The sequence below is a fragment of the Amycolatopsis sp. DSM 110486 genome (genome assembly GCF_019468465.1).
GTDB lineage: Bacteria > Actinomycetota > Actinomycetes > Mycobacteriales > Pseudonocardiaceae > Amycolatopsis.
This window is the reverse complement of the sequence record NZ_CP080519.1, coordinates 3690882-3715427: the sequence shown is the minus strand read 5'-3', so window position 1 is coordinate 3715427 and position 24546 is coordinate 3690882. Positions and strand designations below refer to the sequence as shown.

General features: G+C 69.9%; 20 protein-coding genes. 8 read left to right on the top strand and 12 right to left on the bottom strand.

Translation table 11 applies throughout. The features are described 5' to 3' along the window. Positions 1-1281: 1281 nt before the first annotated feature. The 4 genes from rsmG (at position 1282) to K1T34_RS17960 (ending at position 4758) form a co-directional block, all read left to right on the top strand. Positions 1282-1962 (top strand): 16S rRNA (guanine(527)-N(7))-methyltransferase RsmG, encoded by a 681-nt coding sequence (gene rsmG / locus K1T34_RS17975; protein WP_220245399.1) that lies wholly within the window; start codon positions 1282-1284, stop codon positions 1960-1962. A gap of 87 nt (positions 1963-2049) precedes the next feature. Continuing rightward, positions 2050-2976, top strand: coding sequence for a ParA family protein (locus K1T34_RS17970; protein ID WP_220245398.1), 927 nt, complete (start codon positions 2050-2052; stop codon positions 2974-2976). Then, positions 2973-3992, top strand: a complete 1020-nt coding sequence (locus tag K1T34_RS17965) for a ParB/RepB/Spo0J family partition protein (RefSeq protein WP_220245397.1) — start codon at positions 2973-2975, stop codon at positions 3990-3992. Before K1T34_RS17970 ends, K1T34_RS17965 begins: the two co-directional genes overlap by 4 nt. A gap of 154 nt (positions 3993-4146) precedes the next feature. Next, entirely contained in the window at positions 4147-4758 is a 612-nt protein-coding gene (locus K1T34_RS17960) for a DinB family protein (protein ID WP_220245396.1), read from the top strand. Here K1T34_RS17960 and K1T34_RS17955 read toward each other — a convergent pair whose 3' ends face one another. Both K1T34_RS17955 and K1T34_RS17950 read right to left on the bottom strand, forming a co-directional pair. Beyond that, on the bottom strand, positions 4759-5703 hold the full coding sequence (locus tag K1T34_RS17955; RefSeq protein WP_220245395.1) for a D-alanine--D-alanine ligase: 945 nt from the start codon (positions 5701-5703) through the stop codon (positions 4759-4761). Positions 5704-5736: 33 nt separating this feature from the next. Then, the gene (locus K1T34_RS17950; protein ID WP_220245394.1) at positions 5737-7056 is read right to left on the bottom strand and encodes a PLP-dependent aminotransferase family protein; all 1320 of its coding nucleotides are present in this window, start codon (positions 7054-7056) and stop codon (positions 5737-5739) included. 183 nt (positions 7057-7239) lie between these two features. On the opposite strand from K1T34_RS17950, the gene K1T34_RS17945 reads away from it, so the two are divergent. Continuing rightward, positions 7240-7884: a GNAT family N-acetyltransferase gene (locus K1T34_RS17945; protein ID WP_220245393.1), complete on the top strand. Its 645-nt coding sequence runs from the start codon at positions 7240-7242 to the stop codon at positions 7882-7884. Here the strand turns inward: K1T34_RS17945 and K1T34_RS17940 are convergent, their stop codons facing one another. The 8 genes from K1T34_RS17940 to murJ form a co-directional block, all read right to left on the bottom strand. After that, on the bottom strand, positions 7885-8193 hold the full coding sequence (locus K1T34_RS17940; RefSeq protein WP_220245392.1) for an SRPBCC domain-containing protein: 309 nt from the start codon (positions 8191-8193) through the stop codon (positions 7885-7887). A 2054-nt stretch (positions 8194-10247) separates the two neighbouring features. Further along, a complete protein-coding gene (locus K1T34_RS17935; RefSeq protein ID WP_220245391.1) occupies positions 10248-11396 on the bottom strand; it encodes an N-acetylmuramoyl-L-alanine amidase in 1149 nt (382 codons plus the stop codon). A gap of 280 nt (positions 11397-11676) precedes the next feature. Continuing rightward, the gene (trxA, locus tag K1T34_RS17930; RefSeq protein ID WP_220240252.1) at positions 11677-12003 is read right to left on the bottom strand and encodes a thioredoxin; all 327 of its coding nucleotides are present in this window, start codon (positions 12001-12003) and stop codon (positions 11677-11679) included. Positions 12004-12035: 32 nt separating this feature from the next. Continuing rightward, on the bottom strand, positions 12036-13028 hold the full coding sequence (gene trxB / locus K1T34_RS17925) for a thioredoxin-disulfide reductase (RefSeq protein WP_220245390.1): 993 nt from the start codon (positions 13026-13028) through the stop codon (positions 12036-12038). A gap of 104 nt (positions 13029-13132) precedes the next feature. Continuing rightward, positions 13133-13933, bottom strand: coding sequence for a hypothetical protein (locus tag K1T34_RS17920; RefSeq protein ID WP_220245389.1), 801 nt, complete (start codon positions 13931-13933; stop codon positions 13133-13135). After that, positions 13930-14592, bottom strand: coding sequence for an RNA polymerase sigma factor SigM (gene sigM / locus K1T34_RS17915; protein WP_220245388.1), 663 nt, complete (start codon positions 14590-14592; stop codon positions 13930-13932). The genes K1T34_RS17920 and sigM overlap by 4 nt, the downstream gene beginning before the upstream one ends. Before the next feature lie 31 nt (positions 14593-14623). After that, positions 14624-16222, bottom strand: coding sequence for a protein kinase family protein (locus K1T34_RS17910; protein ID WP_220245387.1), 1599 nt, complete (start codon positions 16220-16222; stop codon positions 14624-14626). Positions 16223-16304: 82 nt separating this feature from the next. After that, on the bottom strand, positions 16305-18044 hold the full coding sequence (murJ, locus tag K1T34_RS17905; RefSeq protein WP_370643826.1) for a murein biosynthesis integral membrane protein MurJ: 1740 nt from the start codon (positions 18042-18044) through the stop codon (positions 16305-16307). Between the two features lie 429 nt (positions 18045-18473). On the opposite strand from murJ, the gene K1T34_RS17900 reads away from it, so the two are divergent. Further along, entirely contained in the window at positions 18474-18650 is a 177-nt protein-coding gene (locus K1T34_RS17900; protein WP_220245385.1) for a hypothetical protein, read from the top strand. A gap of 115 nt (positions 18651-18765) precedes the next feature. Here the strand turns inward: K1T34_RS17900 and K1T34_RS17895 are convergent, their stop codons facing one another. Next, entirely contained in the window at positions 18766-20931 is a 2166-nt protein-coding gene (locus K1T34_RS17895; RefSeq protein ID WP_220245384.1) for a DUF6049 family protein, read from the bottom strand. Positions 20932-20945: 14 nt separating this feature from the next. Beyond that, positions 20946-21452, bottom strand: coding sequence for an NUDIX hydrolase (locus K1T34_RS17890; protein ID WP_220245383.1), 507 nt, complete (start codon positions 21450-21452; stop codon positions 20946-20948). 113 nt (positions 21453-21565) lie between these two features. Between K1T34_RS17890 and K1T34_RS17885 the strand changes: the two genes are divergently transcribed. Both K1T34_RS17885 and K1T34_RS17880 read left to right on the top strand, forming a co-directional pair. Beyond that, positions 21566-23011 carry a CCA tRNA nucleotidyltransferase gene (locus tag K1T34_RS17885; RefSeq protein ID WP_220245382.1) on the top strand — a complete coding sequence of 482 codons (1446 nt, stop codon included), beginning with the start codon at positions 21566-21568 and terminating at the stop codon, positions 23009-23011. Between the two features lie 186 nt (positions 23012-23197). Next, positions 23198-24538, top strand: a complete 1341-nt coding sequence (locus K1T34_RS17880; RefSeq protein WP_220245381.1) for a sensor histidine kinase — start codon at positions 23198-23200, stop codon at positions 24536-24538. Positions 24539-24546: the final 8 nt, after the last annotated feature.

Below are 24546 nucleotides of genomic sequence, written 5' to 3'. Positions count from 1 at the left end.
CCAGCCAGCTCGTCCGAACCCGCCGGTTTCGCTCGGCGCCGGACGTTGAGGCGGCAGAGTCCGCTCCGGGGAACGCGGCTCATCGAGCCGCCTGGTCGCGGGCTGCTCCGGAGGTCGGACCCGCGGGCTCGCGCTCGCGGCGACCCACATCTCGTCTACCGCTCGGCGAGCGCGGTCGCGTCGCGGGCCGCCGGGTGTCCGCCGGCATAGTCGAGCGATTGCCCGGACGTCCCCACGCCAGGCAGCCGCTAGAGCGGATGCCCCGCCGCGGCCCTGCACTAAGCCGCCGCCGCGCGCTCGGACCGATCGAGCGTCGTCCCCTCGGGCGCCCTGACTCATCCGGGAGCCGCCGCTCGACCGAACAGATAGCCGCACCAGTGTCACGACCACTCCGCTGCGCCGTGCCCGCCGAACTTCTCAGCTTGCGCGCCGAAGCGAGGGCTGCGAGCCGAGGAGGCTGGGCAAAGAAGGGCGGCCTATGACCTTCGACCCCGGGCGCGACTTCGTGTTCCTTGGTTCGTCCGTTCAGCTCGCGAGCGGTCCGTGCCGTCGCCTTCCGGCCACTCCTCCATGCTTGCCCGCTTGCATTCCGAGCCGGCTGCTGCGCTTGCCTGCTGCGCTATTCGCAGATCGGTCGGCCGGTCGCCTCGTGCGGCGGCGTGTTCGCTCGTGGGCCTGCTGCCGGTTCGCCTGACAGACCGTTCCCCGTGTCGGTTTCTCGGTGGCCCCTTTGGAGCCGCCGCCGAAGCCGCCTGCTCCACTGTCGGCCTATCCCCTTGCCCAAGCGTTCGCACCCTTTCGCCGGGGAGGATCCCTCGGCTATTGGCGGCGCCCGACGGCGGGCCTATGGGTGCCATGTCGGCCTGTCCTGGCGGTGCCGGGCCACGATCCTCATCCTCCGGCTCGCCCGCCTAGCGGTGGAGTACTTCGCCGCCTGTCAGTTCGCTTGCGCGCTTGTCGACCCTGCCCGCCCGTTGGCTACGCAGCGTCGGGCGAGTTGCCGCACCCGATCGATCTGGCGCACCACGACTCGATCCTTCGCGTGGACCGAACCTCCGAGGCTTGCTCGGTACGAATTACAAGCCTGGCGTTTCACGTGAAACGGCGCCCCCCTGAGCGCCACCCATCGTCGTGGTTTCACGTGGAACACGGCTGTGGACACTCGGCTCCCTGAGTGGAGTTGTCCACAGTTGCGGTCTGTCGGCTCGATTTGGGCTCGGCATCGGGGACAATCGAACGAGCGCGTTTCACGTGAAACGCGCGGACCGAGGAGTGGGTTTCGTGAGCTTGGACGGCGCCACCGCGATGGTGCGGACCGCGGCGGCGGAGGTGTTCGGCGAGCGGGTGGACCGGGCGGCTGGGTACGTGGAGTTGCTGGCTACGCATGGGGTCGAGCGGGGGCTGATCGGGCCGCGTGAGGTGGAGCGGTTGTGGGAGCGCCACGTGCTGAACTCGGCTGTGATCGGGGAGCAGATTCCCGACGGGGCGCGCGTGGTGGACGTCGGGTCGGGGGCTGGGCTTCCGGGTGTGCCGCTGGCGATCGCTCGACCGGACCTCGCTATCGTTCTCCTCGAACCCATGGCCCGCCGGGTCGACTGGCTGGCCGAGGTCGCCGAGAAGCTGGAACTCCCGATCACCATCGTGCGTGGACGCGCCGAGGAGCGGTCTGTGCGTGAGCAGCTGGGTGGTGCTGACGTCGTCACCGCTCGCGCTGTTGCTCCTCTCGCTCGCCTCGCGGGTTGGTGTCTTCCGCTGGTTCGCCCCGAAGGTCGTCTGGTCGCGCTCAAGGGGGCCAGCGCGGGAGAGGAAATCGAGCGGGACCGCGTGGCTGTGCGGAAGGCCGGCGGTGCCGATCCAGAACTCGCCGAGTGTGGGAAGGCAGTGCTCGAGGTCCCCAGCACGGTCGTGATGATCCGCCGCCTGCCACCGAAGCCGTCACGGCCACGCGGCAGGCGGAGCTAAGCGTACGAGTGCGGCCGCGACGTTCCACGTGAAACACCGCGGTCCGAACGCCAACGAGTCGTCTATCAAGAGGAGGTGCCGAGACCGGTGAATCCCCGCCCGTCCGACCCTGCGAGCACCGGCCACGACTTGGGCTGGACGCCGATCGCCGAAGAAGCCGTCCGCGCCGCGAGCGTCCTGCACCCGAAGGAGGGCATGCTCCCCCGCCCGACCCATCGCCGGGTGCTGACGGTCGCCAACCAGAAGGGCGGCGTCGGCAAGACAACGAGCACCGTCAACCTGGCCGCCGCACTTGCCGTGCACGGGCTGAAGACTTTGGTGATCGACCTGGACCCCCAGGGCAACGCCAGCACCGCGCTCGACATCGACCACCGCTCGGGCACGCCGTCGATCTACGAGGTGCTCATCGGCGAGGTGTCGCTCGCTGAGGCGGCCGCCGTCAGCGAGCAGTCGGCGAACCTGTTCTGCGTCCCCGCGACGATCGACCTCGCCGGTGCGGAGATCGAGCTCGTCTCCATGGCCAGCCGCGAGACGCGGCTCAAGGAGGCGCTCTCGTCCGAGGTCCTCGATCAGATCGGCGTCGACTACGTCTTCATCGACTGCCCGCCGTCGCTCGGCCTTCTCACCGTCAACGCGATGGTGGCCGCGCAGGAGGTGCTCATCCCGATCCAGTGCGAGTACTACGCGCTGGAAGGTCTGGGGCAGCTGCTGAGCAACATCGAGCTCGTGCAGCAGCACCTCAACCGCGAGCTTCGCGTCTCCACGATCCTGCTGACGATGTACGACGGCCGCACCAAGCTCGCCGACCAGGTCACGAACGAGGTCCGCAACCACTTCGGCGACACTGTCCTGAAGACCGTCATCCCGCGCAGTGTGAAGGTCTCGGAGGCGCCTGGCTACGGTCAGACCGTGCTCTCCTACGACCCCGGTTCACGCGGCGCCATGAGCTACCTCGACGCCGCCAAGGAGATCGCGGAGCGTGGCGCGACCGAAGGAAGGAGCAGTACCGCATGACTGAGCGCAGAGGAGGGCTGGGGCGAGGGCTCGCGGCCTTGATCCCGACCGGGCCGGCCACCACGGCCGGCCCGGCGCCCTCCGCCGTCGAAGGTGGCACGTCCGCGGACAAGGCGGCGCGTGAGGAGAAGGGCTGGTTCGCGGCCAACGGCGCGGCGACTCCCGTCAGCGGTGAGGTCGCCGGCGCGGTCTACCGGGAGATCCCGGTCAGCGCCGTCAAGCCGAACCCGAAGCAGCCCCGCCAGTTCTTCGACGAAGAAGCGCTCGCCGAACTCGAACATTCCATCCGCGAGTTCGGGCTCATGCAGCCCATCGTCGTCCGCGAATTGGGCGACGGCGAGTACGAGCTCGTCATGGGCGAGCGGCGCCTGCGGGCGTCGCAGCAGGCGGAGCTCGAGGCGATCCCCGCGATCGTCCGGCAGACCGCCGACGAGTCCATGCTCCGCGACGCGCTGCTGGAGAACATCCACCGCGTCCAGCTGAACCCGCTCGAAGAGGCGGCCGCGTACCAGCAGCTGCTCGACGAGTTCGCGGTCACGCACGAAGAGCTCGCCAGCCGCATCGGCCGCAGCCGTCCCGTCATCACCAACACGATCCGCCTCCTCAAACTGCCGCTGGCCGTGCAGCGCCGCGTAGCCGCGGGCGTGCTTTCGGCCGGGCACGCGCGGGCGTTGCTGTCGCTTGAAGATCCGGAGAGCCAGGAAGAGCTGGCGGCTCGGATCGTCGCGGAGGGCATGTCGGTGCGCGCCACCGAGGAAGCCGTCACGCTGAAGAAGAACGAAAAGCCGGCGAAGCCGAAGGCCGCTCCCCGCAAGCCGATTCAGGCACCAGGCCTGCAGGAGTTGGCCAACCGCCTCTCCGATCGCTTCGACACCCGCGTGAAGGTCGACCTCGGTCGCCGCAAGGGCCGCATCGTTCTCGAGTTCGGCTCGGTCGACGACCTTGAACGCATCGTCTCGCTCATCGACGCGAACTCGAACGAAAAAACGGCGAATCGGACAGAGGAAACCGACTAGGGATCACCCCGGGTCGTTTCGTCACGGTGATGATTGCTCACCGGGACAGTGACCAGCACTCTGGGTGGTCGCCGCGGGCGCGGGAAAAATCGGCGGTCGTGCGGCGCGGAATCCGGGAGAGTTGGCGGAACCAGCTCTCCCGAAGGAGCGTTCCGTGATCCCTCCGCGCTTGGCTCCGCTACTGAGTCAGTTCGTCTTCGCGTACGAGCGACTCGTCGATCGGCTCGACGGGCCGGCGGTCGACAGCGGCGACGGAACCCCCGTCTCCGTCGAACCGATGACCGACGACGAGCTCCGGTGGGAGCCGACGCCGGACTGTTGGTCGGTGCGGCGGCGCTCCGACGGGCCGGGGCCGCGCGCGACGTTCCTCGCCGGCCGCGGCGAGTGGGGCCGCGACTCGGCTCCCCACCCCCACCCGTCGCCGGCGCCCGTCACGACGATCGCGTGGCGGCTGAGCCACCTGAGCGAAATGCTGATCCAGCGCGCCGACCACACGTCAGGCAGCCACACGCTGACCCGCGACGACTACGTGGACACCGGCGACGCCGCAACCGCGACCGCCGCGTTCCAAACCGGCGCAGCTGCGTGGCGGAAAGCTTTGCTGAGCGTCGACGACGCAGCACTCGACACCGTGGGCCTGTGCACCTATCCCCACGGCAGCGATCCCGACGAGCCGTTCCTCGAGATCGTGTGGTGGGTCAACCAGGAAGTGCTGCACCACGGCGCCGAAATCGCGTTGCTGCGCGACCTCTACCGAGCGCGGTGATCAGCGGGCGACGGCCCGTGCCACGAGATCCGCGAACACCGACCCGAGCGACTTCCCCGCCGCCTCGACGGCCATCGGCACCGTCGACGTCTCGGTGAGACCCGGCGACAGGTTCACCTCGAGGAACTGCACCGTGCCGTCGGCGGTGATCACGGCGTCGGTGCGCGAGATGTCGCGCAAGCCGAGCCAGCGGTGCGCCGCCACGGCAAGCTCGCCGACGGCCTTCGCCGCGTCTTCGGAAATGCGCGCCGGCGTGAAGAAGTCGGTGAGACCGGCCGTGTAGCGGGCGGTGTAGTCGTAGACGCCGCTCTCCGGCACGATCTCGACGGCCGGCAGCGCCTCGGCGCCGTGCTCACCTTCGACGACGGTCACGGCCACCTCGACCCCGTCGATGAAGCGTTCCGCCAGCACGGTGTCGCCGTATGCGAAGCAGCCGACCATCGCCGCGGGCAGTTCCGACGCCTCGCGCACGACCTGCGTGCCGAGCGCCGAGCCACCCTGGTCCGGCTTGAGGATCATCGGCAGTCCGAGGCGCTCCACCATCGCGTCGAGCACCGACTGCGCGCCGAGTTCACGGAAAGTGCTGTGGGGCAACACAATCCAGTCCGGCGTCGAGAAACCGGCCTGCTGTACGAACGCCTTCGCGGTCGGCTTGTCCCACGCGCGACGGCAGCCCTGCGAACTCGTGCCGACGAAGGGCACGCCGAGCATTTCCAGCACCGTCTGCACGGAGCCGTTCTCACCTTCACCGCCGTGCAGCGCGACGACAACCGCGTCAGGACGCTGCGTACGCAGGCGCTCGATCAGCCCGGCGTCGGTGTCCCACTCCTCCACTGTGAGCCCCTCGGAGCGCAGCGCGGCCGAAAGCCGGCGGCCCGAACGGAGGGAGACGTCGCGTTCGTGGGAAAGCCCGCCTGCGAGCACGGCAACGGTACGGTCGACCACCGTGGGAACTCCTTAGGTTTTGCTGCGGACCGGTCAGACCGTGTCCGGCGACGGGGTTTCGGGCCCCGAGATGGTGCGTGCCTTCACGCTACCGAAGGTGCGGCTGAGATCCATTTCGGACTCCAGCACCGCCGCGAGCCGGCGCACGCCTTCGCGGATCCGTTCGGGCGTCGGGTAGCAGTACGACAGGCGCATCTGGCGCGAGCCGTAACCGTCGGCGTAGAAGCCGGTACCCGACGCGTACGCCACGCGCGCGGTGACCGCACGCGGCAACATCGCTTTGGTGTCAACACCTTCCGGCACGGTGACCCAGACGTAGAAGCCGCCTTCGGGCATCGTCCACGAGCAGCCCGGCGGCAGGTACTGGTTCAGCGCCGAGATCATCGCGTCGCGGCGCTCGCGGTAGTTCTCGCGGAACTTCTTGATCTGGCCCATCCAATCGTGCGTCGCGAGGTAGCGCGAGACGATCATCTGGTTGAACGTGGGCGGGCACAGCGTCGCTGATTCCGCTGCCAGCACAAGCTTTTCACGCACGGCGTGCGGCGCGAGCACCCAGCCGACGCGCAGGCCGGAGGCGAACGTCTTCGAGAACGAGCCGAGGTACACCACGTTGTCGGGGTCGATCGAGCGCAGCGCCGGGTAGGTCTGGCCGTCGAAGCCGAGCAGCCCGTACGGGTTGTCCTCGACGATCAGCACACCGTGCTCGCGGCAGATCTCCACGATCTCCGCACGACGTTCCACAGCGAGTGTGACGCCGGCGGGGTTGTGGAAATTCGGGATGGTGTAAAGGAACTTGACGCGCCGGCCCGTCTTCTCGGCCTGCCGCAGCGCCTCGCGCAGCCCGTCGGGCACGAGCCCTTGGTCGTCCATCGCGACGTGCACGACCTTCGCCTGGTACGCCGCGAACGAGCCGAGCGCGCCGACGTACGAAGGGCCTTCGGCGATCACGATGTCACCGGGGTCGCAGAACAGGCGAGTGACCATGTCGAGGCCCATTTGCGAACCGACGGTGATGACGACGTCGTCCGGGTGCGCCTTGATGCCCTCGAGAGCCATGATTTCGCAGATCTGGTCGCGCAGCGTGGGGATGCCGTGGGCCGACCCGTACTGCAGTGCCACAAGACCCTCGTCGGCGATGATCTCCGCCACCTGCGCCGACAGCGTGTCCAGCGGCAGCGCGGCGAGGTTCGGCATGCCGCCGGCCAGCGACACGACCTCGGGCCGGCTCGCCACCGCGAAGAGGGCCCGGATCTCCGAAGCGGTCATCCCGGCGGTGCGCGCTGCGTACCGGTCGAGGTGAGGGTCGAGATTGTGGCGGCCGGCTTGCGGCTTGACGGGGCGGTTCTCGGTCATCGACACACCTGAGGGCTCGGTGGTACCTACGGGTAGATCCATCGAGTGTAACCAGGGCCTCTTCCTGGTCCCTGCTCTTCCGGCGCTCATCACATCGTCCTATTCTTCGAGTGGCTCTTCCGGTCGTTCCTACGCTCTTGCAGGGAGCGGATGCCGGTCGTGAGGGATTCGGGGAGGTTTCAGGTGTCGCGTCGCGTGGTGGGCGTCACACTCGACAACCTCGAAGACCTGCCCAAGAGCTGCCGCCGGTGCGTCTACTGGGAGCTCGCGCCGCATCTCAAGGCCCAGGCGGAGGAGTTCGGCTCCACCGAGGTCGAGAAGGAAGCCTGGGTCTCCAGCGTGCTGCTGGAGTGGGGCTCCTGCGGCCGCATCGTCTACAGCGACACGCTGCCGGTCGGCTTCGTGCTGTACGCGCCGCCGAACGCCGTGCCGCGCTCCCTGGCCTTCCCCACGTCGCCGCCCAGCGCCGACGCCGTGCTGCTCACCGCGTTCCAGGTCCTGCCGGAGTTCCGCGGCGGCGGCCTCGGCCGGATGCTCGTGCAGGCCGTGGCGAAGGACCTGACCAAACGCGGCGTCCGCGCCATCGAGGCTTTCGGCGACGCCGTGCCCGACGAGCTCGACCCGATGGGCCAGCACACGTGCGTGCTGCCGGCGGCTTTCCTGCAGAGCGTCGGCTTCAAGACGGTGCGGCCGCACTCGAAGTGGCCGCGGCTGCGGCTGGAGCTGCGTTCGGCGATCACCTGGAAGGAAGACGTCGAGGCGGCGTTGGAGCGGCTGCTCGGCCAGGTGACGATCACGACCGCGGAGCCGAGTCTCGGGCGGGCTTGATCAGCTGCTCTCGAGCTGCTTCTTGAGCTTGGTGAGGCTGTCGCGCCAGTAGGCCTTGAAGTCGTTGGTTGTCTCTTCGTCGACAATGCGCTCGTGCGTCAGGGCGATCTGAGTCTTCGTACCTTTGTCGACAAACCCGACGTTGACCCGCGTAGCCCCGTCGCCCCACTCGAACCGCGCCGACCTGTTCCGTTGCATCGTTCTGGTGCTGAGCTGATCGCCGTCGAGCCACTCTTCCCTCGCGGTCGGTTCGGCCACGGCGTTGTACACATCCTCGACGCTCGCCTCGATCGTCCGGCTCGCACTCACCGTGAACAGCCCGTCCCGACCCCCGTGCGCGGCCGCAACCCCCGGGACCGCTCGTACTCGACGGTCACTGTCTGTGCCCACCAATTGCCTAACCGATGCTCCTCGACGAGCCGGCCGACGATCTCCCTGTGCCCCTGACCACGCGCTCCCCACGCGTCGAGCACCTCACCCCACTCACCGAACCCTTGCCCAGTTGCCGTACGCACCGCATCGTCCGAGGTCAACTTCGTGCCACCCATGGCAGTCCTCCTTGTCCCGTCACCCCGAACGTCGCCGCCGACCCCACCCCTTCGACACACCCCCGAAAGATGTTCGCGACGCTCGCCTACCACGGTCTTACCCAGCCCGAAATACCCGATTTACCCAGCTGTGCACAACTGTGGAAGAAACCCCGAGTTATCCACAGATCCCTGATAGGCGCGGTGGAAAACCTGTGGATGAGTAGACTGGATCTGGGGACGCCCCCCGAGGAGGGCGGGGGCTGCCCCAAGGTGTGGTGTGTCCCCGGCGGGACGGGCGCAATAGGTTGTGGCGGTCGGCTGGGGCTGTCGAAGCGGTTGCGTGGCTCCGGTTGCGGGGTTGGCGGTGGACTACTCCACCTGGGTTGGCCCGTGCACCGCTTGGGGTGAGGTCTGGGCCGCAGTTATGCACAGGGCGCCAGCGGTGGGCGGTGCGTCACGCCTTGGGTGCGGCTGGTTGCGACGAATGTGAGCGACTACCCAGAGTGGGTGTGGGTAAGTCCACCGAAGGTGCTACGGCCGGGTGCGGGGTTGGGCGGACGTCGGGGCGCGAGGCTGCGGTGACGGTGGGTCCGGCCGGGTTGGGGTGTGGTGGATACCGCTCGGCGTCGGCGATGAGCTTTGGGTGGGCCGTGCACCCTTGGCTGGAGCGGCAGCGGATCGGCGGTAGGAGCCGGTGACTTCCGGCCGCTCCCGTATGTCCTGACTTGGGCGACTTCGAGCTCGAAGGGCCTTCGCTGCGCCAACCGGGCCCAACGGCGGCATCAACCCAGGGCTGCCGAACGGCGCCGACGCATTCTGACGGCTGACTCCTCGCGGCCCCGAGTTGGAGCCATTGACTGCGTCGGTCTGAGTTGGCAACCAGCGAGCAACGGCCCGCGACCAAAAGTACGCAGCTACAAACCTGGGGAGCCGGTCTCGCGACCGGGCCCCAGCACGCAGTGGACGCCGACCAGCGGATCGGCCTTCGCGACCATCGACCAACGAGTGCTGATCGAAGCTCGCTGGGCAGCGGTCGGAACCCGGCCCGGGTCTCTGCGCAGCGACTGGCCTCGACGACGAGCGGTGCGCCCCGGCGGCGGCGGGCCCGCGATGACGCATTGCTGAGCATCGAGGATTCGTCAGAGTTCAGGGCCGGTGAACAGAAACCGGACCCAGCGCACCGGCTGCTGAGTGCGAACTACTGCCGATGGCAGGGCTTGCACCTGGGCGCAGGAACGAGTGGCTGGTCCTTGGTGGCGGCGCCCGGCGCCACAAAGCATGTGCCCAGCGTCGGCCGGGCAGTGCGCTTGGTTGCAGAAATCGGTGGGATTGCCTGGCGACTGACCTGGGCTGCGGAAAGCGATAGGGCTCTGTCATCGGAGGTCGCGGCCGGTGGTCGGTGACTGGGGTTGAGGCCTGTGTCCCCTGGCCGGGCAGCGATCGGCGGCCAGTGATCGGAACTTGGCCTGATGGCCCACACCTCGGTGATCCGTGGCGAGTCGAGGGAAGCTGCGATCAGTGGTTGGTAATCAGAGCTCAGCCGCGACTGATGATCCGCGGCGGCAGAACGGCCCGTCGCGGCAGGAGGCCGGTATCGGAGAGCCGATGGCCGAGCCCGGCGACCTGCAGCCGCGCAGTCGTGCCAGATGCCACTGCGCGCGGCCCAGCGGCCAAGGGCGAGCAATCCGGGGCAGGCGAACCGCAGCGCGAGTCAGGTGGTGGAGGGCAGTGACCGAAAGACGTAGTGGCGGCAGGGAAAGACGTGAGCCGGGCCTCGGGAGGGAGGGCCCGGCTCAGTCGCGAAGATGCGGGGGTTGTGAAGTAGAAAACGAGTTACTCAGCCTTGGCCAGCTCGTGCGCCAGCACGTCGGCGAAGGTGAAGGTGCCCGTGGGCTGGTCGCCTTCACCCAGCAGGTACAGGCGCTTGACGGCGATGAGGATGCCCTCGGCGACGATGTCGCGGAAGGCGGGGTCGCCGAGTTTGCGGCTGTCGTCCGGGTTGGTGAGGTAGCCGATCTCCACGCGGACGGCGGGGCAGCGCGTGCGGGTGAAGATTTCCCACGTTTTGTAGTGGGTACGGCAGTCGCGGAGGCCGGTGCGGGCCACGACCTCGCGCTGGATGAAGCCCGCGAGGAGTTCGCCGACGGTGGACGTGGTGCCGTTGCCGGTGCCGAAGTGGAAGCTGGCGATGCCCTGGGCGCGGGGGCTGGGGTTGCTGTCGCTGTGGAGCGACAGGAACAGGTCCGCGCCGGCGTCGTTGGCGAAGCGGGCGCGTTCGAAGTCCGTGGGGCTGTGGTTGGGGCCGCGCGAGATCAGGGCTTCCATGCCGGTGGCCTGCATGCGGCCTTCCAGCCGCCGGGCGAGGTCCCAGGCGATGTCGGCTTCGCGGAGGCCGCCGGCGACCACGCCGAGGTCTTCGCCGCCGTGGCCGGGGTCGATGACGATGCGCTTGCCGCGCAGGCGGGGGCCGGCCTGGCGGACCTGTTCCTGTTCGCGCAGGAAGACGGGGCGGCCACCGCGGGCGCGGGGCGACGAAAGCCGGTGCAGCTCGCGGATGGTGGCCGGGCCGCAGATGCCGTCGGGTTCGAGGCGCATGTCGCGCTGGAAGGTGCGCAGGGCGCGTTCGGTCTGGGGGCCGAAATACCCGTCGGGGCGGCCGGCGTCGAAGCCGAGCTCGGTGAGGCGCTCCTGCAGCGCGAACACGTCGTCGCCCTGGACGGGTGAGGACAGCATGTACTGCAGCGGACGGCTCCCCAGGTGGAAGCTCGCGCCCTTCATCGCCTGGAACGTGGCGGGGCCGACCACCCCATCGGTGATCAGCCCACGACGCTGCTGGAAGGCCCGTACGGCGTGCTCGACGGCGGCGTCGAAGGTGCCGTACTGCTCGGTCCCCGCCACCGGCGGGAGCAGGTCCATCCCGGCAAGGATCGACCTGATCTCGGCGACGTCCGGACCGGCGTCACCGCGGCGGAGTACCCGCATGCACTCCTCGCTCTTCCTAGGGCACCGAAACCGGCTCGATGCGAAAACAGAAAACCTGTGTGGGTGTAAGCCCAGGGCACCTATTGTGCCCTGTGAACTCTCGGTGAGCGCGCAGGCCCGGTCGGTGTGCCCGGGAGTGCGCAAGCCGCCGCAGGACGGACACGCCCGTGCACCTGCGTGATCATGGCCACGGACACTTCGCCCGAACGTGCGAGAACCCGGGCCCGCGAGGCGATTCCCGCAGGCCCGGGTTCTCAGTAGCTGGACAGCGCCGCCTCGATCAGAGGACGTCCTTCAGATCCGACAGCAGAGCCGCCTTCGGCTTCGCGCCGACGATCTGCTTCACCGGCTTGCCACCCTGAAACAGGATCAGCGTCGGGATCGACATCACCTGGTAGTCACGCGCCGTGTTCGGGTTCTCGTCGATGTCGAGCTTCGCGACGGTCAGCTTCTCGCCGTTCTCGGCCGCGATCTCCTCGAGCACCGGGGCGACCATCTTACAAGGCCCGCACCAGGTCGCCCAGAAGTCGACCAGGACCGGCTTTTCGCTGGTCAGGACGTCGTCCACGAACGACTTGTCGGTCACCTTGACGGTGTTGTTGCCCATGGTTTCTCCTTCGGGTGGTCGGTATCGGAAAGTCAGTGGGTGCCGGCGCCGTAGCCGCCGCCGACCAGCTCGGACGCCTCGTGGGCGTTCTCGTCGCCGTGCTCCGCCAGCCATCGTTCCGCGTCGATGGCCGCGCTGCACCCGGAACCCGCCGCCGTGATGGCCTGACGGTAGGTGCGGTCCACGAGGTCACCGGCCGCGAACACGCCCGGCACGTTCGTGTAGGACGTGCGCCCCTGCGTCACCACGTAGCCGTCCTCGTCGACGTCGACCTGGCCGCGCACCAGAGCGCTGCGCGGGTCGTGACCGATCGCGACGAAGAAACCGGTGACGTCCAGCGTCTTCTCGTCGCCGGTCTTGGTGTCCGTGACCTTCAGGCCCTTGACGGTGCCGTCGCCTTCCACCCCGGTGATCTCGGAGTTCAGCTGCCACTTGATCTTGTCGTTCGCGCGGGCGCGCTCGAGCATGATCTTGGACGCGCGGAACTCGTCACGGCGGTGCACGATCGTGACGGACTTGGCGAACTTCGTCAGGAAGGTCGCCTCCTCCATCGCGGAGTCACCACCGCCGGCCACGGCGATGTCGTGGTCGCGGAAGAAGAAGCCGTCACACGTCGCACAGGCCGACACACCGCGGCCGAGCAGGTCCTGCTCACCGGGCACGTTCAAGTAGCGCGCCGCAGCGCCCATCGCGAGGACGACCGCGCGCGCGGCGTACCGCTTGCCGTTCGCGACCACGTACTTGACGTCGCCCGTCAGCTCCAGCGACTCGACGTCCTCCGCGCGCAGCTCGGCGCCGAAGCGCTCGGCCTGCTTGCGCATCTCTTCCATCAGGTCCGGGCCCTGGATGCCGTCGCGGAAGCCGGGGAAGTTCTCGACCTCCGTGGTCGTCATCAGCGCACCACCGAACTGCGTGCCCTCGAACACCAACGGTTCGAGCTGCGCGCGAGCCGCGTAAACCGCAGCCGTGTAACCGGCGGGACCCGACCCGACGACGATCAGGTTCCTGATTTCCTCGGCAGCCACCCGTGAACCTCCGCTCGTAGTGACCTGTGCTCTGGTCTCAACACGATGGTAGGTGGCGGTGTTCCCGACGGTGACGGCCGCTACTCGCCCGTCCCGACCAGCGGTTATTTCTTGCCGACGACCTTGTCGAACAGCTTGTCGGCGTGACCCGGCCCGCAGTCGGCCCCGAAGGCCACCAGGCGGAACTGCGCGAGCTGACCCGTCGTGTAGATGACCAGCACGCCGGGCTTGCCCTCGACGGTCACCGGCCGGATGCCCTCCGGCCGCACGTCCGGGTCCAGACCGGCCGCGCTGACGCACGCGTCGAGGCGCTGCTCGTCCTGAAGCGGGCCGAAGTCGCGTACGCCCATGGCTCCGCCCAGCAGCGCTTCCGCCCCGCTGCCGTCGCTACCCACGGACGGTCCCGCCGGCGCGGGAGCGGCCACGCCAGTGCCGGTTTCCTGGGCCGGGCCGGGCACCGTCACGGCGATCGCGACGATCGCCGCCGCGGCCGCCGTCAGGATCCCCGCGCCCCAGCCGAGCCGCTTGTTCCGCCGCCGCCGTGCTGCCGCGAGGTCCACCACGGGCGCCACGCCGGGCTCAAGCGATGCCGGTGCCGGAGCGGAACCGGACGCCGGAAAGGGGGCGACCTGCCGGGACGCGGCTTCCGCGGCCAGCGCGTGGTCGATCCGCGCGGCGAACTCGGCCGGCATCGGCGGCGCCGGCTCGTGAGCCAGAGCGGCCAGATCGGCCGTGGTCGCCTCGAGAGCTTCGATGATCGCGCGCGCTTCGGGGTCCGCCTGCACCCGCGGCCACAGCCGCGCCGCCTCGTGTTCGTCCAGCACGCCGGCGTGGAGGTCGGCCAGCACGTCGACAGACCAAGGCGGACCGACGGTCCCGCCGACCCCCCGACTCTCGTCCGTCATCGTGCCTCCCCGTTCCCCGGCGAGCGGTCGGCTCGCCCGGCACTCCGGGACCCGTCCGAAGTGGCGCTCCTGCGTTTGCTTTCGTGAGTTGGGACGTTCGCATTCGCATCCGGGTTCCGCAGGTGCCCCAGAACCTTCGCGAGTTTGCCCCGTCCTCGCGCGCAGCGGCTCTTGACCGTGCCCTCCGCGATGCCGAGCATCTTCGCCGTCTCGGCCACGGAGTAGCCCTCGACGTCGACGAGCAGGATCGGCGCGCGCTGCTCCTCGGGCAGCTGCTCCAGCGCCTCGCGCACGAGCAGGCTCGTCTCCTTCTCGGACATCGAGTCGCGCGGCGAGGCCGGCTCGTTGAAGCCGGCCTCGGGCAGGGGAACGGTGGGACGCGCCTGCTTGCGGCGGATGCGGTCGAGGCACGCGTTGACGACGATGCGGTGCAGCCACGTGGTCACCTGCGACTCGGCGCGGAAGTTTCCCGCCGCGCGAAAGGCCGAGATGAACGCCTCCTGCAACGCGTCGGCGGCTTCCTCCGGATCACGCAGCGTCCGCAGGGCCACCGCCCACAGACGATCACGGTGCCGCCGGACGAGTTCGCTGAACGCATGCGGGTCACCGGCGGCGTGCGCCGCTATGAGATCCGCGTCCGTGGGAGCTGCAGCCGTCACCCGGCAGAGCCTACTGAGTGGGAGATGCCGATCACCCCGCAGGCAGGAAGCTCACGTCTCCGATCTCGCTGATGAAGCCGCCGTCGCTGTCGTCGCCCAGCTGGGTGATCCACACGACGAAGTACTGGCTCTCCGTCGGCGTCTGGAGGTCGATCGTCGTGTCGGTGCCGTTGAGGTCACCGGTGCCGACCACCTTGGTGTCGTCCAGCTTCGGGTTCTTGGTGTCGGCCGAGCGGATCTCGATCTTCGTGCCGGGGCTGTCGGCCGCGATCTTCACCTGCGCGAGCTTCACCGGGTCGTCGAACTGCACCACGAACCCGACGCCGGGCTTCAGCGTCGGCAGCTGCTGCTGGTACTGGTCGGTGCGCCAGACCGTGCCCGGGTCGCCGTCGATCGTGTTCTTCACCCGGCCGGAGTTGTCGCCCGAGCCCTTGGGGTTGTAGATCGTGGCCGCCTTCGGCTCCACCGCCTGGCCGAGCTTCGGCGCGGCCGGCGACGACGGCGGGGGCGCCGCCGAGTTCGCGGGCGGCGGTGCGGCACTCGACGAGGGCGCCGCGACGTTGATCGTCGGACCGCTCGCTTTGGAGTCGCCCTGGAACAGATTGATCAGCATCAACCCGCCCCACGCCAGGATCAGCACGGTGGCGACCACCAGCACGGTCACGCCGAACGCCAGCTTCCGCCGCCGCGCGACGTCCTTCACCGGCTTCTTCGTGGTCCAGATCGTGCCGTCGGCCTCGCTCGTGGCGTTCTCGCCGACGGCCTTGATCAGCTGCGTGCGCTCCTCGGCCTCGGCGGCCTGGTCGAGCACGCGCAGGATGGCCGAGCTCGTACGGATCCCGCCGTTGCCGCCGTCCTCGATCGTGCGCACGGCCAGCGAGGACAGCTCGGGCGGCACGGCCGGGACCAGCGTCCGCGGCGGCACGACGTGGCCCTGCGGGGTCAACGGCGCCGCAGGGATCGCGGGCGGCCCGCCCGGCAGCGCCCAGCGTCCGGTGAGCAGGAGGTAAAGGACGGCGCCGAGGGCCTTGACGTCGTCGCGCAGCGTCGCGTCCGGCAGCGGGCCGGGGAACGCCAGCTTCAACGCGCCGTTGGGCGTCAGGCGCAGCCGCTGGGGGTGGTCCAGACCGAGGACCAGGCCGTTCTGGTGCGCGTGCTCCACCGCTTCGGCGAGCGCCTGCACCATGCGCGCGGCCGCGGCCGGCGCCACCGGCCGCTGCGCGACCAGGTCCACCAGGTCGCTGCCCTTGGTCCACTCCGCGACGACAACGCCGAGAAGTCCCTCGTTCGAGGTCACGCCACTGCCGAGGCTCAGCACGTCGAGCACCCGCGCGACCCCGCCGTGGCCGAACTTCGACGCGTGCGCCGCGCGCTCCAGCGTTCGCCGGGCCAGCCTCGCCGCCTCCGGATCCGCCGGATCACCGACCAGCAGCGTCAGCGCGACATCGCGCTTGAGCTGCCCATCCCGTGCCCGCCACAGGTGCGCGGCGGCTCGTTCGTCCACCCCGAACTGCGCGAGCAGGCGGTACCGGCCGTCGCCGACGACCCGGCCCGGGGCCAGCGAACCGCCCTGGGCACGAATGCCCGCACGGTTGGCCTCCCCTGCCTGTTCGCTCCGTCTCGTGTCCACCGCTTCTCTCCCGCGTCGCGCTCCCGCCCCGAGGGTACCCGGATCAGGTCTGGAGGAAGCGTCGTCAGTCGTGAATCAATCGTTACCCGCGCTTGATCAATCGGGTGATCCTCGACGTCGCCGGCCTCAGCTCCTCCACCTTCAGGGCCATGAGCACGCCGAACGACACGCCGATGCCCACGATCCCCTGCAGGAAGAGCGTGATCCACGCATGCAGCTTGAGCCCCAAGGAGTCGGGCACGATCTGGCCCACGAGCCACGCGGCCCCGACACCGAGGACACTCGCGACGACCGTGAAGAGGATCACCCCGAGCACCCGTTTGCTGCGCAGGTTGCCGAGCGTGACCCAAAGCCAGACTTGACCGAGCATCGCGCCGACGACGTACGTGAGCGCGTTGACCATCATCACGCCGAGCACCACGTTGTCCGGCGAGAGCAGCACCGGGCACAGGTACAGCAGCGGCACCTTGACCAGCGTCATCACAACCATGATCAGGGTGGGCGTGCGAGCGTCCTTCATCGCGTAGAACACGCGCATCTGCAGCTGGACCAACGCGAACGGCAGCAGCGCGAACGCGGAGATCGCCAGCGCGCCGCCGAGTCGCTCGGCGCTCTCGACCGAGCCCTTGCCGATGGTGAACAGAGCGATGCCGATCGACGAGCCGACGATCGTCATCACCGCCGAGATCGGCAGGAGCGTGACCGTCGAGATCCGCGAAGCGTAGGACAGGTCGCCGATGAGCTTCTTGTGGTCGCCGTCGGCGGCCGCGCGGCTCATCCGCGGCATGATCGCCGTGAGCAGCGAGACGCCGATGACGCCGTAAGGCAGCTGGAACAGCAGCCACGCGTTGGCGTAGGCCGTGACACCGCCGGGGGTGCCGTTGGTGAGTACCCGGGTGGTGATCGTGTAGCCGACCTGGCTCACGGCCACGTAGCCGACGATCCACAGCGCGAGGCCGCCGAACTCCTTCATCTGCCTGTCGATGCCCCAGCGCCACTTCGGCCGGAAACCCGACTTGAGTAGCGGCGGGACCAGCATGATCGCCTGCGCCACGATGCCGGCGGTGACGCCGAGGCCCAGAGTGAGCACCTTTGGGTCGGTGATCGACACGTGCTCGGTGTCGATCTGCCCCGGCATGATCCACACGACCAGGATCGTGAAGATGACCACCATGTTGTTGACCACCGGCGCCCACGCGGTGGGGCCGAAGATGTGCTTGGCGTTGAGGATCGCCGAGAGCAGCGCGAACACGCCGTAGAAGAAGATCTCCGGCAGCAGCAAGTAGGCGAACGCGGTGGTCAGCCCCGAGCTCGCCTGGCCGGAGCCGTCCACGTACAGCGAGGTGAACGCGGGCGCGCACACCACCGCGATCACGGTGCCGAAGAGCAGCAGCGTGAACGCCACTGTGATCAGCCGCTGCGTGTAAGCCTCGCCGCCGTCCTCGTCGTCCTGGGAGCGCACGAGCAGCGGCACCACCACGCTGGCGAGCACACCGCCCATGAGCAGCTCGAAGATGATGTTCGGCATCGTGTTGGCGACGTTGAACGAGTCGTTGGCCACGCCCGCGCCGATCGCCGCCACCAGCAACAGCTTCCAGAGGAAGCCGGTGATGCGGCTGATCAGCGACGCGATCGCCATCCGCCCGCTCGATTTCGCGAGCGAGGGCGCCTTCGCCGAGGTGGCCGGCTGCTCACCGGTGCTGCCCGGTTCGACCGGCCGCACCAGTGGCGCGTCGCCGATCCGCGGCATGACCTGCGTGGCCAGCGCGTCGTACGGACGCATCGAGTCGGGGTCGGCCAGCGGCCACCGCGACGCGGGCATCGGGACGCCGGCGGTGCGCGGGATGAAGCGCGTGGCCTCGGGGTCGCGCAGCGCCTCCTCCTGCCACGGGCGGACCGGCGAGCCCGGACGCGGACCGCGGCCACGGTGGGGCGCGGGGGTCGGCGGCACCGGGTGCTGTCCGGAGGTCGGTGGCAGCGGCTGAGGTCCCGAAGGCGGACCGGAGGGTTGCGGCAAGGGGCCGGAGGGCGAAGCGGCCGGCCGTGGCAGTGGCGCCCGGCCCTGCGGCGGCGGTGATTGAGGTGGCGGCGGAACGGCCTGCCGTCGGGTGGGCGGCGGCGGGGTCGCCTGGGCGCGAGACGCCTGACGCGGCTGTCCCTGCTGAACGGGCGGGGGTACGCGGCGTTTCGGCCGCTCTGTGTGCTCGTCGGGGGCCGGGCGCTGGGGGCGCTCTTCGGCGGGGACCGGCAGGTGGCGCGTGCGGCCGTTGGCCGGCGGCGGCGGCTGGCGACGTTCGGGCGGCACCTGGCCCTGGGGCGGCGGCTGGCGCCGGCCTTCGCGGGCGGCGCGGCGCGGCTGCTCGGTGCGTTCGCCGCGACGAGGAGGCGCGCCGTCGCGCCGAGGACGACTCGCACGCTCGGGTGGTAAGCCCGGCTCTCTGTCCAACGCGCGCCCAATCCTCGGTGCCAGGGTCCCTGCCATTGTGGCAGCGGTCGACCCAGGGTAATCGGGAACGGCCTCCGATACCCGGTCCCCCGAGGACTCAGCGCGATTCGGCCCTCGCGGCCCGGCCTTCCTTGACCCGCCGGTAGATCCGCCGCGACGCCAGGAGGAGCAGCGCACAACCAGCGACGACGGTGATGATGATCGTGATCGGGCCGTACTCCGTCGAGGTCAGCTCGAAGCGCGCCGTGCTGCCGAGCTGCGTGCCCTCCGGGGTGGTCAAGGACACATCGACGCTGAGGCGGCCGGCGCGCAGGGCCTCGATCTGCAGCAGTTCGTTCTGGCCGCCCTTGGCCGGGATGAACCAGTTCTGCACCTGCTCGGGGCGGATGCCGACCTCGTTCTTCAGCGCGATCTGCGCGGTGATGCCCACCGGGAGGCCGTTGCTCACGAACACAGGCAGTGGTGACGAACCGGACGCGAGCGCGATCGTCTGCTTCGGCTGTTCCACGGTCACCTGGTCGCGGATCGCGGCGAGCTCGGCGTCGGCGTTCGCGCCGGCCGTGCTGCCCGAGGGCACGCGGTAGGCCGTGGACGCGCCGCGCACGAGGGCGGTGCGCACCGGCGCGACGATGTCCTCGGGCGGCACGCGGTGCGTGGTGTCCATCCGCATGGCCGAGAGCAGCCCGGCGGCCTGGCCGTCGAGGTCCGTCAGGGCGTCGGCGACATCCCCGCCCCCCGACAGCGGCTGGTCGTGGGTGCCGGCCGCGAACGACGCCGTGCCCGACGCGTTCTGGTCGAGCAGGTCGGACAGGGGCGTGGCGGTGGCGACGCCGCCGGGGCCGAGGAACTGGCCCACGTGCTGGAGGAACGCGGTGAGCTCGCCCACCGGCACGTCCCAGCGCCGCGGCGGCGCGACGAGCAGCTGCGTGCCCGGCTCGGTGCCGGTGCGGCCGAGGCCGGCTTCGAACGCGATGGCGGCGAGGCCGTTCTGGCTCGCGATCGCGGGCTGCGTCGCGGCGCCGACGGTGGTCGCGGTCTGCGGGTTGGGCGCGGAACCCGTCATGGCGCCGGCGATGACGCTGTCGATCGGCTGGGCGCGCAGGCCGCCCGGCAGCGAGACGGGGCCGGTGACGGGCGCGTCGGCCTGCAGCTTCGACCCGTCGGTGAGCACGGTGTGCACGCCGGCCGCCGACATCGCGGTGAGCGCCTGGTCGTCGGGCGTGCCGTCGGGCCAGAGCACGCCCGGGCGCGGCTGCGTGTGCAGGAGATCGCGGATCGTCGCCTCGCCGCTGAGCGCCGTGCTCAGCAGGCCGGTGTCGGGCGTGCCGGTGGCGGAGCGGACCTTGCCCAGCGTGGTGAGGTCGGCGTCGGCGAAGGGCAGGGCGATCACGCAGCGGCCGTTGACGAGCGTGCGCAGCTGCGCCAGCCAGTCCTGCGCCAGCTGCGAGCCCTTGCCCGGTGCGCCGGCGACGACGTAGCCGCCGGCCATCGCGTTGACGGTGCGCAGCAGGTCGGGGTCGACGGCGAAGCACAAGGACTCGCCGACGTTCGGGTCCGACTGCTGGGCCGCGCGGGCGGCCGTGACGAGGGACTGCAGTCGGCCGTTGGGGCTCAGCTCGGCCGCGAGGGTGTCGTCGGTGAGCGTGAGCCGGCCGCCGTAGGGGGACGACAGCACGTGCGGCGAGCTGTCGGTGATGGGCCACAGCACGCTGACGTCGGCGTGCTTGCCCGGCGACGTCGGTTTCCCGGGCGCGGACAGCACCGGCATGAGCAGGCTCACGGCCGCGAGCCGCGCGGGGCCGCCGAACTCCGGCGTGCCGTTGACGTTGACCAGCATCGGGTACACGCCGGGCCGGCTGAGCTGGAGCGCGCTCTTGCCGGTGAGCGGCACGGTGACGGCGAGTTTGGCGGTCTGCCCCGGCTCCAGCGTCTCCGTGAGCGTGGTGAAGTCGGTGAGCGGGCTGTCCTGGATCGGCTCGCCGGCCAGCACGCCCTTCAGCTCGCGGTCACCGGTCAGGTGCTCGCCGACCTGCAGCCGCACCTGCGGACGGGCGATGCGGCGGTCGCCGATGTTCGTCACGGTGCCGGACACGGTCAGCGTCGTCGTGGACGTGGTGATCACGCGCGGGTTGAGCTGGTCGAGATCGAGCCGCAGGCGCGGCGGCTCGGGGCTGGCGGCGTCCTGGGCCTGCGCGGGCGCGCCGAGAAGGGCGCCTGCTGCGAAGACCAGCAGGGACAGGAAGAAGGCGGCGGGCCGCTTCACTCGGGTGCTCCCTCTCAGGCGCGCTCGTCGTGCGCGAAAAGTTCTTTGGCTTTACGGACCAGCTTGCGCTCGTCCGCGTAGGCCAGCGTCGTCTCCAGCTCGGCCAGCGGCACCCACGCGACCTCGGTGACCTCGACGTCCTCGTCGGAGAGCTCGCCACCCGTCGACTCGAGCAGGAAGTGGTGCACGGTCTTGTGCACGCGGCGTCGTTCGGCCACGAACCAGTAGTCGATGGTGCCCAGCGGGCGCAGGACCTGCGCGGAGATGCCCGTCTCTTCCTTCACCTCGCGCATCGCCGTCTGCTCCACCGTCTCACCGTCCTCGATGTGGCCCTTCGGCAACGACCACAGCAGTCTGCCGTGCCGGTCGAGGCGGCCGATCAGCACCGCGTGTTCCCGCCCGGCGTCGATGACCAGTCCGCCGGCCGACGTCTCGTCGACCGTGGTCAGGCGCCTGCCCCGCTGCCGCCTGCGCCTTCTGCGCGGCTTCGGCGCTCCGGCGCGGCCGGCGGATCCAGGCATGCTGCGATGCTAGAGCAAACGGTTGCCCAGGTACGCTGGCTCTCCGTGTCCGTGTCCGACGGCGTCCGTAGTAGTGGACGCCACTCCCCGTTGTCAGCTAATGGTGGGATGAAGTGAACAACCTGGTCGCCCAGCAGAACGCGGTGACGGAACTGATGCGAGTGTCCCCCCTGGCCGACGAGTTGGCCGAGCGGTTCGCGCGAGCCGGCCACAGTCTCTACCTGGTCGGTGGCAGCGTGCGCGACGCGCTGCTCGGCCGGCTCTCGAACGACCTCGACTTCACCACCGATGCGAGGCCGGACCGTGTGCTGCAGATCGTGAGCGACTGGGGCGACGCCGTGTGGGACGTCGGCATCGCGTTCGGCACGGTCGGGGTCACCAAGAAGGGCACCACGCTCGAGATCACCACGTTCCGCGCCGACAGCTACGACCGTGTCGGGCGCAACCCCGAGGTCACCTTCGGCGACACCATCGAGGGCGACCTGCTGCGCCGCGATTTCACGGTCAACGCGATGGCGATCGACCTGGTCACGAAGACGTTCATCGACCCCCACGACGGCATGGACGCGCTGCGGCTGAAGGTGCTCGACACCCCGGCGACGCCGCAGGAGTCGTTCGCCGACGACCCGCTGCGCATGCTGCGCGCCGCGCGCTTCTCCTCGCAGCTCGGCTTCACCGCCGCGCCGCGCGTGGTCGAGGCGATGACGTCGATGGCGAGCGAGATCGAGCGGATCACGGCCGAGCGCGTGCAGGCGGAGCTGTCGAAGCTCATGCTCGCCCCCGACCCGCGGCCGGGCCTGGAGCTGCTCGTGGACACGGGCCTCGCGGATCACGTGCTGCCCGAGCTGCCCGGCATGCGCCTGGCGATCGACGAGCACCACCAGCACAAGGACGTCTACCAGCACTCGCTGACCGTGCTGGCGCAGGCGATCGAGCTGGAGACCACGCACGAGCCGGCATCGGAGCCCGACCTGGTGCTGCGGCTTGCCGCGCTGCTGCACGACGTCGGCAAGCCGGAGACGCGCGAGTTGCTGCCCGGCGGCGGCGTGAGCTTCCACCACCACGAGGTCGTGGGCGCGCGGATGGCGCGCAAGCGTTTGCGGGCGCTCAAGTTCTCCAAGGAGATCGTGGAGCAGGTCTCGCAGCTCGTGTTCCTCCACCTGCGCTTCCACGGCTACGCCAACGGCGAGTGGACGGATTCGGCCGTGCGCCGCTACGTCACCGACGCCGGTGACCTGCTGACGCGGCTGCACAAGCTCGTGCGCGCCGACTCGACCACGCGCAACCGCAAGAAGGCGGCCGCGCTGCAGGCGACGTACGACGACCTCGAGCAGCGCATCGCGACGTTGAAGGAGCAGGAGGACCTCAACCGGGTCCGCCCCGACCTCGACGGCAACGAGATCATGCGGCTGCTCGGCCTCAAGCCCGGTCCGCAGGTCGGCAAGGCGTGGAAGTTCCTCAAGGAGCTGCGGCTGGACCGCGGTCCGCTGGACCACGACGAGGCCGTGGCCGAGCTCAAGAAGTGGGCCGAGTCGGAGGGCATCGCACCCACGGAGTGATCTCGCGCTGCGGGCACGGGTGGTCACCCTGGGGTCGTCGTGGGGTCTTCGAACGAACACGAGTCGAATTCGTGATCGCGAATCCGCCAAGATCCCCCTTTGGCCTCTGGAACGCGGCCCGGCGAGCGGGAATACTCGCTGCCCCGGGCGCTGCCGGAGGGGGCGCGCCCCGTACCGGGGAGATCGATGACGGCGCAGGCAACTGAGGACCAGGACGGCCGGCCGCCCCGCACGTCGAGCTTCCTCGTCACCCTGTTGAAACGCGGCACGCCCGCGCTCGCGACGGCGACGACCGGGCTCACCGACGAGATCGCCGACCCGACGCCGCTGCGGGCGTTCAAGCGGATCTCGCGCATGGCGGGCGCGGTGGACGCCAGGTACAACGACGGGCTGCTGCTGCGCGCGGCGCGGTACGTGGTGCTGGTGCCGCTGGCCTACCGGATCGTCGCGGTGCCGGGCGCGTTCGGCGCGTTCGTGTCGGCGCACGGTTCGACCGGCGTGGTGCCCGTGGCGCTGGTGGCGTTGTGCTCGATGGCGATGAGCGCGTTCGGGATCTACTGGATGCTGCGCTCGTCGCCCTTCCGCTCCGACCTCGCGGCGCGGCTGCTGGTGGCGGACCTGATCATCACGGTGGCGTTTCAGCTGGTCATCGGCCTGACCGAGCCCACGTCGGTGTTCCACGACGCGCTCGGGGTCGCGGACAAACACCTGCTGGGTGACATCGCTTTGCTGACGCTGGCGATCGGCATCCCGTCGGGGCTGGCGCTGGCGGCGCTGAGCCTGCCCGTGCGGCTGCTGTCCGATTTCCTCAACAGCGGCTCGGCGAACTTCGCGCAGGCCTGGTCGCTGTACCCGACGATGTTCGGAGTGCTGTTCACCGGCATCGGCGCGCTGATCCTGCTCGGCCTCGGCACGCGGCTCGCGCTGGCCTACGGCATCCGAAACGGACGGCTCGCCGAACGCGCGCAGCAGCACCGGATGCTCCACGACACCGTGCTGCAGACGCTGGAGGCCATCTCACTCGGCGGCACCGGCGAGTCGGCCGACCGGCTCGTGGAGGTGCAGCGGCTCGCCCGCGCCCAGGCGATGGAGCTGCGGCAGACGATCGAGACGGCGGCGGCGCAGCGCGAGGAAGAAGCGTCGCGGCCCCTGGGCGAGAAGCTCGCGGCGCTGGCAGCGGAAATGGCGCGCGACGGCCTGCGCGCGCAGCTGGTGATCGCGGAGCTCGACGAGGACACGCTGTCGGAAGTGCGCCAGATCGCGCTGCGCGACGCCGTGCGCGAGTCGCTGCGCAACACGATGAAGCACTCCGGCACGGACAAGGTCGTGGTGCGCGTGGAGGAACGCGACGGCGGAATCGCGGTGATCACGCGCGACCACGGGCAGGGCTTCAGTCCTGATGCGCGGCCCGCGGGGTTCGGCATCAGCCAGTCGATCAACGCGCGCCTCGGCGAGGTCGGCGGCACGGCCCTGGTGGAGTCGACGCCCGGCAGCGGCACGCGGGTGACGTTGTGGGTGCCGTTCTGAGTCAGGTG